The organism is Paenibacillus sp. Dod16 (assembly GCF_049893405.1).
In the GTDB taxonomy this organism is placed as follows: domain Bacteria; phylum Bacillota; class Bacilli; order Paenibacillales; family Paenibacillaceae; genus Paenibacillus_AQ.
Genome location: NZ_JBNDYG010000008.1, coordinates 32,106 through 44,205, shown reverse-complemented (window position 1 = coordinate 44,205; position 12,100 = coordinate 32,106). Strand labels below are relative to the sequence as shown.

General features: G+C 45.6%; 15 protein-coding genes. All 15 read left to right on the top strand.

Features of this window, described 5'->3' with window-relative positions; genetic code table 11:
- Positions 1 to 101 precede the first annotated feature (101 nt).
- Positions 102 to 392, top strand: coding sequence for a lasso peptide biosynthesis PqqD family chaperone (locus ACPV3A_RS09275; protein ID WP_326098644.1), 291 nt, complete (start codon positions 102 to 104; stop codon positions 390 to 392).
- Positions 393 to 394: 2 nt separating this feature from the next.
- Positions 395 to 898, top strand: coding sequence for a lasso peptide biosynthesis B2 protein (locus ACPV3A_RS09270; protein WP_426199148.1), 504 nt, complete (start codon positions 395 to 397; stop codon positions 896 to 898).
- Complete coding sequence (locus ACPV3A_RS09265; protein WP_426199146.1) at positions 895 to 2,700, top strand: ABC transporter ATP-binding protein; 1,806 nt, start codon at positions 895 to 897, stop codon at positions 2,698 to 2,700. Before ACPV3A_RS09270 ends, ACPV3A_RS09265 begins: the two co-directional genes overlap by 4 nt.
- Before the next feature lie 394 nt (positions 2,701 to 3,094).
- Positions 3,095 to 3,295, top strand: coding sequence for a cold-shock protein (locus ACPV3A_RS09260; RefSeq protein WP_006207692.1), 201 nt, complete (start codon positions 3,095 to 3,097; stop codon positions 3,293 to 3,295).
- Between the two features lie 99 nt (positions 3,296 to 3,394).
- Positions 3,395 to 3,637, top strand: coding sequence for a cold-shock protein (locus ACPV3A_RS09255; RefSeq protein ID WP_100539735.1), 243 nt, complete (start codon positions 3,395 to 3,397; stop codon positions 3,635 to 3,637).
- 67 nt (positions 3,638 to 3,704) lie between these two features.
- On the top strand, positions 3,705 to 3,932 hold the full coding sequence (locus ACPV3A_RS09250; protein WP_113059088.1) for a helix-turn-helix domain-containing protein: 228 nt from the start codon (positions 3,705 to 3,707) through the stop codon (positions 3,930 to 3,932).
- 349 nt (positions 3,933 to 4,281) lie between these two features.
- Complete coding sequence (locus ACPV3A_RS09245) at positions 4,282 to 4,740, top strand: Hsp20/alpha crystallin family protein (RefSeq protein WP_426199215.1); 459 nt, start codon at positions 4,282 to 4,284, stop codon at positions 4,738 to 4,740.
- A gap of 157 nt (positions 4,741 to 4,897) precedes the next feature.
- Entirely contained in the window at positions 4,898 to 5,602 is a 705-nt protein-coding gene (locus tag ACPV3A_RS09240) for a PspA/IM30 family protein (RefSeq protein ID WP_426199213.1), read from the top strand.
- A 27-nt stretch (positions 5,603 to 5,629) separates the two neighbouring features.
- A complete protein-coding gene (locus ACPV3A_RS09235; RefSeq protein ID WP_426199143.1) occupies positions 5,630 to 6,661 on the top strand; it encodes a TFIIB-type zinc ribbon-containing protein in 1,032 nt (343 codons plus the stop codon).
- The gene (locus ACPV3A_RS09230; protein WP_426199141.1) at positions 6,658 to 7,446 is read left to right on the top strand and encodes a TPM domain-containing protein; all 789 of its coding nucleotides are present in this window, start codon (positions 6,658 to 6,660) and stop codon (positions 7,444 to 7,446) included. The genes ACPV3A_RS09235 and ACPV3A_RS09230 overlap by 4 nt, the downstream gene beginning before the upstream one ends.
- A gap of 21 nt (positions 7,447 to 7,467) precedes the next feature.
- Positions 7,468 to 8,487 carry an SPFH domain-containing protein gene (locus ACPV3A_RS09225; protein ID WP_426199139.1) on the top strand — a complete coding sequence of 340 codons (1,020 nt, stop codon included), beginning with the start codon at positions 7,468 to 7,470 and terminating at the stop codon, positions 8,485 to 8,487.
- Positions 8,488 to 8,872: 385 nt separating this feature from the next.
- On the top strand, positions 8,873 to 9,352 hold the full coding sequence (locus ACPV3A_RS09220) for a peptidoglycan-binding domain-containing protein (protein ID WP_426199137.1): 480 nt from the start codon (positions 8,873 to 8,875) through the stop codon (positions 9,350 to 9,352).
- A 14-nt stretch (positions 9,353 to 9,366) separates the two neighbouring features.
- Positions 9,367 to 10,014 carry a DUF4367 domain-containing protein gene (locus tag ACPV3A_RS09215; protein ID WP_426199135.1) on the top strand — a complete coding sequence of 216 codons (648 nt, stop codon included), beginning with the start codon at positions 9,367 to 9,369 and terminating at the stop codon, positions 10,012 to 10,014.
- 336 nt (positions 10,015 to 10,350) lie between these two features.
- Positions 10,351 to 10,947 carry a hypothetical protein gene (locus ACPV3A_RS09210; protein ID WP_426199133.1) on the top strand — a complete coding sequence of 199 codons (597 nt, stop codon included), beginning with the start codon at positions 10,351 to 10,353 and terminating at the stop codon, positions 10,945 to 10,947.
- Positions 10,948 to 11,475: 528 nt separating this feature from the next.
- Positions 11,476 to 11,994, top strand: a complete 519-nt coding sequence (locus ACPV3A_RS09205; protein ID WP_426199131.1) for a type III toxin-antitoxin system ToxN/AbiQ family toxin — start codon at positions 11,476 to 11,478, stop codon at positions 11,992 to 11,994.
- Positions 11,995 to 12,100 lie beyond the last annotated feature (106 nt).

Here is a 12,100-nt window from a genome sequence, read left to right as displayed (position 1 = left end):
TATCGCTTTTAACATTGGATCGTAATCCATTTGGTATAAGCGAGTAGCATCAGAATATTGCTCAGACCAGCTTAAATAGCTGAAAAAAGGGGGTTCTATTCATGAGTACGGAATTAATCACGACAGACGCGCTCGTTGTGCAATCCGAAGGTTTCCTCGTCAGTGATATGGATGGCGAGAAGGTGATGCTAAGCATCGAAAACGGCAAGTATTATAATCTGGGACGGATTGGCGGGCGGATATGGGAACTTATTTCGTCTCCCGTCACGATCTCCAATATGGTGGATCAACTGGTATTGGAGTATGAGATCGAGCCGGAGCTCTGTGAGCAGCAGGTGCGATTATTCCTCAAGCAGTTAGCCGCGGAAGGCCTTGTTCAGGTGGATAAATAGCAATGGGCCTTTACCGGAAAGCAAGAAGGTATATGTCTTTTCCGATTGCCATAAAGCTTATGTACATTGAAGCTTACTTTTATCTGGCCTGGGGAAGGGTGTTTAAGATGTTTCCCTTTCAAAAGGTATCTCCTTCTCTGGGAGAACATATGAAGGAGACGCCGTATGTTGGCTATACGGAGCCAGAGCTATCGCTTGTCCGCCAAATCTCAAGAGCCGTCCATACCATGAGCCGTGTCACATGGTGGGAGAGCCAGTGCCTGGTTAAAGCCGTTGCCGCGATGAAGATGCTGGAGCGAAGAGGGATTCCGAGCACGCTTTATCTGGGAAGCGGCCGGGACGACAAAGGAATGATGGTGGCCCATGCCTGGCTCCGCTGCGGCTCTTATATTGTAACGGGGAGAGAAGGGCACGAACGGTATGCCGTCGTCGGTATATTCGGTAAGGATATGAGGGCCGGAGACTTGAACTTGAAGCGGTCATCCGATAAGGAGTTTTTACATTGAAGGATCTCTTATATTTTATCCGTAAAATGCATGGGATGGCCGGGTTTAAGCTCTACCTCAATATGAGTATGATCCTGGTCATTAGTGTCCTGGACGGCATCGGCATCTATTTGATCGTCCCGCTTCTCGGTGTCATTGGCGTATTCGAGACCGATTTGAGCGGGGTGCCGCTCGTCTCAACCTTGATGGACCTTGCGGGTTCATGGTCATTGCAGCTTAATTTGCCGATGGTGCTGGCCCTCTATGTTGTGATTGTGGGCGGGCAAGCCTTGCTGCAGCGCAGCCAGAACCTGTTAAATGCAAAAATATTGCAGCGATTCATTCGTAAACTGCGCATGGAAACGTATCAGGGGTTGCTGCATGCCAAATGGGAGTTCTTCCTGCGCCACCGCAAGTCGGATTTCAACCATGTCATGACCAATGAACTCGGGCGCGTGAATCAAGGCACGTTTTTATTCTTGCAGATGGTCTCGTCTTTCTTGTTCACGATCATTCAGATCGGCCTTGCCCTATGGTTGGCTCCGATGCTGACCTTTATCGTCCTGTTGAGCGGAGGGCTCCTTGCCTTGTTTGGACGCCGATTCATCCGGCGATCGAAGCGAATCGGCGAGCAGACGACAGAGCTGTCGAAATATTATTTTGCGGGCATCAGCGAACATTTCAACGGCATCAAGGATATCAAGAGCAACCGGTTGGAGCCATTTCATATGAACTGGTTTGACAGGCTGTCGCGAAAAATGGAGCACAACTTCATTCAATTTGGCAGAATCAACTCCTTGTCCCAGCTGATTTATCGGCTCGCGTCCGTACTGCTGGTTGCCGGATTTGTGTATTTGGCGCTGGAAGTGCTGCGTACGCCTGCGGAGCAGCTGCTGATGATCGTTCTTATCTTCTCGCGCTTATGGCCAAGATTTATCAGCATTCAATCGAGCACCGAGCAGCTCGTGTCGAATTTCCCGGCCTTCCGGGCGATACGCGAGCTGCAAGCGGAATACGAGGTGGACAGGGAGATTGCCGGATCGATTCCGATGACAGGCAGCGAGCGACATCGGCTGCAGCATGGAATCGATTGTCGTCATGTGGACTATCGGTACGACGCCTCTTCCTCCGTTTATGCTTTGCGAGATATCAACCTACATATTCCTGCCAATCGCATGACGGCCATCGTCGGCAAATCAGGCGCGGGCAAGAGCACCCTTATCGATCTTCTCATGGGGCTGATTCAACCGGAGAGCGGGCAAGTTCTTGTGGACGGCGTGTCCATGGAGGACGAACGTCAGTTGATGTCGCTCCGAGGGGGGATCGGATATGTGGCGCAGGATCCTTTCCTCTTCAATGAGAGCATCCGGGATAACCTGAAGCTGGTTGCTCCCGATGCCTCGGATAACGAGCTGTGGGAAGCGCTGAGGTTTTCAGCCTCCGATGAATTCGTGCACGTGCTTCCGCTAGGCCTCGATACCGTCATTGGTGACCGCGGTATCCGCCTGTCCGGGGGAGAACGCCAGCGGATTGTGCTGGCCAGAGCTATCTTGAAGAAGCCTTCGATTCTTGTGTTGGATGAAGCGACAAGCGCCCTTGACAGTGAGAACGAGCAGCGGATACAAGAAGCGCTGGAACAGCTGAAAGGGAGCATGACAATTATCGTGATCGCCCACCGACTGTCCACCATACGCCATGCGGATCAGGTCATCGTGATGGAGCAAGGGCGGGTTATCCAGCAGGGGGGCTATCAGCAGCTGGCCCAGGATCACAAAGGCACTTTCCGGCAGCTGCTCAGTTATCAGACAGGTGCTCAGATGTAAACCCTGATGGGATGCATAACATTGCTGTATTCGCGTAACATTTTTAAAGCTGTAACTTTGGGCCATTTCCCGGTATTCTGCCGGGGAATGGCCTTTTTTTGCATAAACCTGTCTTTAGCTAGCAGATTAACCCTGCTACCGGCCTCCTGATTAACATCCCTAAGCGGGCATCGTTAAAATTCATCTTGCCCATCCCTTTTTATGAATCATCACCCAAGAAATAAGACGTTTGCTATTTTGGATCGGTTAGGTTATAATAAGTTTATTGGGATTTTGACCTGAGATTCACATATTGCAGAGGGTTATTATTTTGATTAGGAACCTTGTGCAATATGTGAATTTTTTGTTTTTTAACCAAAAATGAGAAAATCATATAAATTTAGGAGGTGTTTCTATGCAAACAGGAACAGTAAAATGGTTTAACGCAGAAAAAGGCTTTGGTTTCATCGAGGTTGAAGGTGGCGAAGACGTATTCGTACACTTTAGTGCAATCACTGGTGACGGCTTCAAGTCGCTTGATGAAGGACAACGTGTTGAATTTAACGTAGTTCAAGGCAACCGCGGACAGCAAGCCGAGAACGTTGTAAAACTGTAGATTCGAGAAAAGATCCCCAAACGTACCGTTTGGGGTTTTTTTTATAATAGAACTCAACCAGCATGAAGGCGTTAAAAATGTAGCTAAGGGGGAAGTTCATTGTCATATTCTTGGAATAAACCACTGGAAAATCTGCCGGAAGAGATGACCGCGATCTGGTCTTGTACGAAGGAAGGGTGTAACGGTTGGATTCGAGATAGCTTCTCGTTCAAGGAAGTTCCCGTTTGTTCACAGTGCGCGTCGTCCATGGTCAGCAGCAACAAAATCCTGCCGATCCTTGTTTCGTCGGATCAGCAAATCAAGCTTTACCGTAAGAATCAGCGCAAGGATACCAAATCGTAGGGAGTAGCTCTCGCGGCTCCTTCACCATTTTGTTTTATTCGTAGCGTTAAAGAAAGGTTGAGATCTCATGCAGGTATTCGAAGATTGGAATTTAAAGGTGAAAAAAACGTTTAATGCAACCAGTAATGAAGAAGTATTAACCGTTTCTGAGGCAGGTCAATTATTAGGTTTGTCCAAAGATCAAATGAAAAGCTATGTCGATCAGAATAAGCTGACCAAAGTTCCGATCATGAGAAGCGTGCATCGATACCTTTTGTTGAAAAGTGAAATCGATCGTATTGTGAATAAACGATAACCTCAGCTGTTTGCTGCTCTCGCAAAAGACGGTGTCGAGGCAATCTTTCATGATGTATCGACTATCCTCAGGCTCCCATATATAATGTGAAAGGCACCCCTTAGGGTGCCTTTTTCATGATCCCAAGATTCGCCGCGATCCAGGCTGCTTGATGACGGTAGATACAATATAGTCTAAAGGTCAAAAAAGGTCAAATCGAAAGATCGATACCCCTTCATTCAAAAAATCGGCCGAAAATACGCTATTTTAGTCCTGATTTCTTCATAATCGGTTTTGTCATTAATGCGTGCAAGGCATATAATAAAGGCGTAAGGTCAAACAAGGTCAAATAAGAAAGGGGAAATCTATGATGTTTGATTTGATGCCATTTGGAAAGCGCAGAGAGGATGCCTTCGGACAGTTGGTGAAGTCATTTCGCGATGTCTTTAACGATGCGTTTCAAGATGAGGCGTTTGCACCGTTCAAAGGCTCGATGATGTCTTTCAAAACAGACGTTAAAGAGACGGAGCACGCTTATCTGGTTGAGGCGGAACTTCCAGGCTTTCAAAAGGACGACATCGAAATCAGCTACGCTGACCCTTACTTAACGATCAAAGCCGTTCGCAAAGAGGATCACAGCGTAGAGGATACGAAGCAGCAAATCGTCCGGAAGGAACGCCGTTATGGCGAGTATGTGCGCAGATTTTACGTGCAGAACATCGCCGAGGATCAAATTGTCGCTTCCCTGAAGGATGGAGTCCTTAAGCTTGAAATACCGAAGCAGCCGAATCCCGGTAAGAAGCGTATCCAGATTCGGGATGATATCTAATATATACACCCTCCGATCATTGGGTCGGAGGGTATTTTTTTGTTTTTCCATAGCAATAAATTTACATATATTCCATCGAATTTCGGCAATTGAAACCTTTTGTCGGTATATAGGGTATTATAGTTTAAATGTAAACTTTTCGAGGGGGACACTCATGGTGGGAATCTTATCGAGGTTTAAGGATGTTATGAAGGTGAATGTGATCGCGCTGTTGGATCGGACGGAAGATCCGGAGAAAACAGTTGATACTTATATGCGCAGCTTGAATACGGACTTGGGTAAGGTGAAAGCGGAGACGGCTTCCGTGCTCTCGGATGAGCGAAGAGCGAAGCGGGCGCTTGATGAGTGCAGTAGCGAGATCAAGAAGCTGCAGCGATATGCGGAGAAGGCCGTGGAAGCGGGAAATGAAGGCGATGCCCTGAGGTTCCTAGAGCGAAAAGCGGCTCAGGCCGAGAAGCTTAGCGAACTGCAGGCAGCCTACGAATCGGCTTCCGCAAACGCCGTCAGGATGAAACAAATGCAGGATAAACTGGTGTCGGACATGAGTCAGCTGGAAGCTCGCTATGTGGAGTTGAAAGGGAAGATGGCGGCTGCCAAAGTCCAGCAGAATATAAACGCGGGCCATGCATCCTCGGGCGGTGCGAATGCGGCATTCAACACGATGGAAGAGAAGGCAAACCGTGCCTTGGATGAAGCGCTGGCCCTGGCCGAGCTTCGCTCCGGAGCGAAGGAAGACGATCTGGACGATCTGATCGCTGAATTGGAGAAGAATATGGAGAAGGACGGAGCTGCTCCAATGGAGACTCCCTCTGCCCAGGATGAACTGGAAGCAATCAAAGACAAGCTGAAAAAGAAGGAATAATCATTTCATTGTTATCGAGGTGAAGAAATGCCGGTTATCGAATACAAATGCCCGAACTGCGGCAGCAGCATGGTTTTTGACGGCGATACAGGAATGTTGTCTTGCCCGAGCTGCGGAAGAAAAGATAATATCGAGGAAATTCCCGACCCGCTGAAAAAGCAGGTTTTCGTCGAGAACGAAGTGAAGGAGTATCACTGCAACAGCTGCGGGGCCGTCATCGTGACAGAGCCCGAAACCAGCGCCACGACTTGCAGCTTCTGTGGATCCGCCGTTGTACTCAGCGACCGGCTGAGCGGTGAGTTGGCTCCGGTCATGGTCATCCCGTTTTCGATTACCAAGGAAGAAGCGATGAAGGCTTTCAAGAAATGGTGCAGGAATGGCCTTCTGACGCCAAGCGGATTTATGACAGCGAATCGGATCAAGGAGATTACCGGGATCTATGTACCCTTTTGGCTGTATGAGTTACATAATCGGGTTGAAGTTCATGGCCACGGCACCAAGGTGAGAACCTACACGCAAGGAGATTACCAGTACACGGAGACCCAGCATTTCGATATCTACCGGAAGATTCGCTTGAACTATGTGAAGGTGCCGATCGATGCTTCGGAGAAAATGAACGATGAGCTGATGGATAAGCTGGAGCCTTTTCCCTATCAGCAGCTGAAGGAATTCAAGACGCCTTATCTCGCCGGGTATATTGCCGAAAAATACAGCCATGATGAAGAGCAGCTTCTTCCGCGGGCCAAGGATAAGATCAGCTCCTACATTGATTCGTATATTTCGTCCGCGGTGTCAGGATACACAACCGTGAATTATACCAACAAGCGAATCGATACCACCTTGAAACAGGCCGATTATGTCCTTCTTCCGGTATGGATGGTGCACTATGATTACAATAAATCGGAGCATACCTTTGCCATGAATGGCCAGACGGGAAAAGTGGTCGGCAAACCACCGATTAGCAAAGCAAAAGTGGCTGCGTGGTTTGCAGGCATTTCGGGTGTCTCGTTACTGTCATTGAAGCTGATCTCCTGGGCGATGGGAGGAGGTTTCCTGTGAGAAGACGATATGTATTATGGACGGTCTTATTTTTACTGGCTGTACATCTGGCGGTTCCCTCCGGGATCGCTAGAGCTGCGGATGATAAGCCATTAATCTTTGATGAAGCCAATCTGCTCAGTCCGGAAGAGCGGGATGAGTTGAATGCGATGGCGAATGAGTATGGTGCTGAACGTGAGACAGACATCATGATACTAACTACTAACCGCGTTGAAAATGATGCCGTTGAGACATGGACGGAAAACTTTTACGATGAGTATGCACCCGGGTATGATAAGCCGCACGGCAATACCGTTATTTTGACCGTAGTACTAGATACCCACGATGTGCATTTGGAAGGTTATTATAAGGCCGAAAAGTACTTGGACGGCGGCAGGCTTGATAAAATACGCAGCAAGATTACGCCGGACTTGTCCAGCGGCGATTATAAAAAGGCTTTTGAAAAATACATCAAAACCGCTCATCGGTATATGGGCTTTGAGCCCGACGTGAACCCGGATAATATTCTGTTTAACATTTGGTTTCAGCTGGGAGCTGCCGCTGCCATCGGCGCTATCGCCGTGGGTGTCATGGCTTACCGTTCCGGCGGACGGGTGACGGTCGATCGTCGAACCTATGAGGATACCAGCACATCGAGGATACTAAACCAAGAGGACCGTTATATTAGAACAACGGTAACAAAGCAGAAGATCGAGCGCAACACGAGCAGCGGCTCGGGCGGCGGAGGCGAAGGCGGCGTCAGCAGTGGCGGCCATTCGCATAGCAGCAGCAGCGGGAAATTTTAAGGGAAGGGATGAATAACATCGATGGGATTTTTCAAGAACCAATTCTCTAACGTCGTGGAATGGGAAGAGTTTAGGGACGATATGATTTTCTGGAAATGGAGCAACCGGGAGATTAAAAAAGGGAGTAAGCTGGTCATCCGCTCCGGTCAGGACGCGATTTTTGTCAATAACGGCAAGATCGAGGGGATTTTTGAGGATGAAGGCGTATATAGCATCGATTCCGATATCATTCCGTTCCTTTCTACTTTAAAGGGATTTAAATTTGGCTTTAACAGCGGAATGCGCGTGGAAGTCCTATTCGTTAACACGAAGGAATTCACTGTCAGATGGGGGACGCAGAATCCGGTCCTCATTCCGACGCCGCAGCTTCCGGGCGGTATGCCGATCCGTGCCAACGGCACGTTCAATTTTAAAGTGAATGATTATGTGACGCTGATCGACAAAATAGCCGGGATGAAAGAAAGCTACTTAGTTGAGGACGTTAAGATCCGGATCACTTCGGTGCTCGATCAATTGTTGATGAAATGGATCAGCCGCGAAGGCAAGGACATGTTTAATCTGCAGGCGAACGCTTCCGATATCGCGAGAGGGATTCGAGAAGACCTTGACATGGAAGTGATGGACAACGGGATCACGATCACCGGCTTCCAGGTGATGAGCTTCAATTATCCGAAGGAAATTCAGGATATGATCACCAAGACGGCTTCCCATGAAATGATCGGCAATCTGCAAAAATACCAGCAGGTGAGCATGACGGATGGGATCGCATCCGGCAAGGTGCAAGGCGGCGGTGCGGCTTCGGATATGGCCGGCATGATGATGGGGATGAACATGGCTAATGAAATGATGAAAAATATGAATCAGAACCAGAACCAAAACAATTCGAATCAAAGCCAACAACCTCCGGCTGCGAAGGAGCCATCCGCCCCGGCGGCTGCATCCCCTTCTAAAGGAAGCAAAAAGCCCAATTTCTGCCCGAACTGCGGTGCAAAGAATGAAGGGGCAAACTTCTGTCCGAATTGTGGGCAGAAGCTGAGTTGAATTGAGTCCAGCAGCATGAAAAGATAGATGCGCAACTTTGGAATTTGACATAAAATTTGATGTCACGGTTAAAATGATGCAAATGGTCGGTTTCTTCTATTGAATATGAATGACCATCAAGACAGCACCCCTCGCTCATAAAGCGGAGGGTGCTGTTCTGCTATGTTCGCTGCATCCGTTATCTAGATATGCATCTACCTTCCCGCAGATGAAATTGGCTCCAACAGGGATGAAGAACAGCCGTATGAATATTCCAATTTGCAGGATACGCTGATTGACTCTATTAAATTCACAAAAATCCCAAATAATTACCAACCTTTTCTTTTTTTTGGTGTTTATATATATGAGTAACAAGATACCTAAACTACAAGGGAGGTAAGTTGAATTGAAGAAAAAATTGAAGTCTATTATGTCACTAACCCTTGCATCCGTAGCACTAGTTGGTAGTCTTGGGATATCCGGTCAAGCGCACGCAGATAATGATTTCCGCGGATGGCCAACTTTAAGACAAGGATCAACCGGAGGATATGTACGCGCTTTGCAATCTAATTTATGGGCTTCGGGATATCAAAGTACTGTAGGGACGATCGATGGTAGTTTTGGTTCTGGGGTAACTTCAGCAGTAAAAGCTTTTCAAAGTAGAGAAGGTTTGACTGCTGATGGGGTAGTAGGATCAGGGAGTTGGAATGCAATGAATAAATATGTTTCCACTTTAGTGACTGATTACGAGTTTGAATTTCGGTCACCCTATAGTTCAACCTATTATGTAACCTATGTTCATTCTAGTGGTAGTACTTCAACTTTAAATTACTACCTGAAGTATAAAAGCAATCATAGTATCGTAAATTCTGGAAGAGTTTATTAAAAGGAGGATTTCCTATGAAAAAACAATTAGCTATTACAGCCTTAGCTAGTGCACTGGTTCTTGGCGGTGGTGGTTTTGCCTACTATTCATATGCTTCTGAGGCAGAGCAAGAAGGACAAAATCATGCAGTTGAAGCGTCTTCACCGACCGAGCAAAACACTAACAGTTCAGTTGTGAATGATTCTGTATCTACAGGTCAAGAAACAATTGAAATTAAACCAGAAACAACAGTTGGTCCTGGGGTACCGCCTGAAGGGTTGGTTGATATTACAGATATACCGGCAGCGGATATACATATTCCGCTTTCAGGCGATATAGCATCTCTTCAATCTACAGGATTGACTCAAGAGTATGTCCAAGCAGTACAGAAGGAGTACGGACTTCATATTACGTCCTCATTCAAATCTGCAGATGGAGACGAAATACTTGTACACCAAACTGATGCGACAAAAGATATCCCATATGTCATTGAGAGCTTAAAAGAAGATTACTCCCTTGAAACGGTTGAAATAACAGAAGTTAATGGTATATCAACGCTGTATGTCGACGGGGAAGTTAGAAAAGTTGTGCATCTGATTACAAATGACCACCTGTTCAGTATAATTTCAAACACTGCCACAATTGATGAACTGATGGATATCGCAAAGCAAATTCATGAGTAATTTCCATTAAAAAAGCAGCTCTTAATCGGGCTGCAGGAACTAAGGCTTGCGGTATTAGAGCAAGTGCATCTGTTAGGAGACAATCTTATTGTCTTCTATTTTTTTGGTTTTTTTCTAATCTTCAAACCATTATCCTCAGCAGTTTTAATAATAGCGCTAATCAACTCTTGAGCTTCCTTATCACTAATTTTCACCTTAAATCCCTCCCATGGTCTTAGTATTGACACATGGAAAATCATGCATACCTCTACCCTACTCCCTCATATATATAAATTAAGTCTGCAACACCGAAACAGTGTTACGGCTGTTGCTCCATAAAAATTAGGGGGGATGGTAATGGAGAGGAAAGAACGATGTGATAAAAAAAGGCCGGTTGCTCCATATATAAGTGCAGCTGCTTATGAGTTAGTCGCTCGGATTAGTTATGTGTGTGATCTTCCGTTAAAAACGGTCGGAGAAATGTTGGCCAGGGAAGGACTGAAATCGAAAGAACTCCTGGATGTCATCAAACTCAATTTCCGGAGAGATTTTATCGTTGATGATTACCAATATTGTTTAGGACAAGCTGGTAACAAGCCATTCCGGATGACCTTTGAAGGAGAGAAGTACCGGCTGGCGATGCGTTTTTATAATTTTGAGCACGAAAGGTTTGCAGCCTTGGCCTTTGCACTGGACTGTTCTCTTCAAATGGCTGTGGGGTACGTGATCGAAACGGCATTAGAACGGAAAAGCATTATGCTCTCGGTTTTGAGCAAAGGGATCATCAGGGAATTAGATCCGAAAAGAAAAGAACAGCTTCGTCACATTTGCAGATATCTCGATAAACGTAGTCCAGAAGTATACATAACGCTTCCAATGGTCATGGAACACGTAATCACAGGGAGTTTATCGAGTCAGAAAAAAATAAATAAAACGATTGATGCATGGAGTTAATGATATATATTTTCATTAAGTATCCATTGGATACGTTACTGATAAGGATAAATGATCTTTTCTTGCAGAAATGTCTGTTAATGAAAAACTTCCTGTTAGACATTTAGATGGCAATACGGGATAGTGGGCTGCAGCACAATATTCAACGGTAATCCCACTAATATGTTTGATACATACCTAAAAAGCTGCTTTTTTATTGATTTTCTTGAATTCACCTTATTTCTTTGGTACAATAAAGTACACAATAAGTGTTAGGACGTATTGGTGTTTCGCCACCATAAGGCGCGAACGATACAATTGGTGTTTCGCCACCATAAGACGCGAACGATACAATTGGTGTTTCGCCACCATAAGACGCGAACGATACAATTGGTGTTTCGCCACCATGAGACGCGAACGATCAATTGGTGTTTCGCCACCATGAGTGCGAACGATATAATTGGTGTTTCGCCACCATGAGTGCGAACGAAAGGCGGTGAATTGCTCACCGTCTTTTTGTTTTGCAAGGAATTACAAGGGGGAAAAGAGATGGGAGAGGACAAGCTTCAATTTTATAAAATTACAGATAGTTACCTTTCTTATTTAAGAACTATTGAGCCGAAAATACATAGCAATTATCCTAATCGAGTTAAGCCGCATATTGGTGTAATCATAAATATTGGAATTCATCAATATTTTGCCCCGTTATCCTCATATAAACCAGAAAAATATGACCGTATTAAAACTTGGAATAAAACAATTTTTAAGATCTATGGCTCTAATCCAAATGAAAAAATATCTGTAATTCATCTTAATAACATGTTTCCAATCATACCAACGGAAATTGAAAGAATCGACTTTAGTTTAGAAGAACGAAAGTATCGTGTTCTACTTGAAAAAGAATACCGGTTTATAGTAGCCAATCAGGAAGCAATACGCCAGAGAGCCCATGAATTATACCAAGATGTTTTAAAAGGTAACACATTCTATTCGAAAATCTCAAATAATTTTAATTTGTTAGAAAATGAATACAGGAATTATTCACTTCAAAATACAAGTGCATCTTGAATCATGAAATTTGCTGAATCGCTCTTAACGACATTATCCCCCTCATTTGATTTTATATTCCCAAGGCAAAGGGATTGGCGTTATCAAAAGCAGATACACAGAACAA

Bases quoted from the DNA above. Each gene is read 5' to 3' on its own strand.
- ACPV3A_RS09210 (WP_426199133.1), top strand. From the start codon at position 10,351: ATGGAGAGGAAAGAACGATGTGATAAAAAAAGGCCGGTTGCTCCATAT.
- ACPV3A_RS09215 (WP_426199135.1), top strand. From the start codon at position 9,367: ATGAAAAAACAATTAGCTATTACAGCCTTAGCTAGTGCACTGGTTCTT.
- ACPV3A_RS09270 (WP_426199148.1), top strand. From the start codon at position 395: ATGGGCCTTTACCGGAAAGCAAGAAGGTATATGTCTTTTCCGATTGCC.
- ACPV3A_RS09235 (WP_426199143.1), top strand. From the start codon at position 5,630: ATGCCGGTTATCGAATACAAATGCCCGAACTGCGGCAGCAGCATGGTT.
- ACPV3A_RS09275 (WP_326098644.1), top strand. From the start codon at position 102: ATGAGTACGGAATTAATCACGACAGACGCGCTCGTTGTGCAATCCGAA.
- ACPV3A_RS09250 (WP_113059088.1), top strand. From the start codon at position 3,705: ATGCAGGTATTCGAAGATTGGAATTTAAAGGTGAAAAAAACGTTTAAT.
- ACPV3A_RS09225 (WP_426199139.1), top strand. From the start codon at position 7,468: ATGGGATTTTTCAAGAACCAATTCTCTAACGTCGTGGAATGGGAAGAG.
- ACPV3A_RS09260 (WP_006207692.1), top strand. From the start codon at position 3,095: ATGCAAACAGGAACAGTAAAATGGTTTAACGCAGAAAAAGGCTTTGGT.
- ACPV3A_RS09205 (WP_426199131.1), top strand. From the start codon at position 11,476: ATGGGAGAGGACAAGCTTCAATTTTATAAAATTACAGATAGTTACCTT.
- ACPV3A_RS09245 (WP_426199215.1), top strand. From the start codon at position 4,282: ATGTTTGATTTGATGCCATTTGGAAAGCGCAGAGAGGATGCCTTCGGA.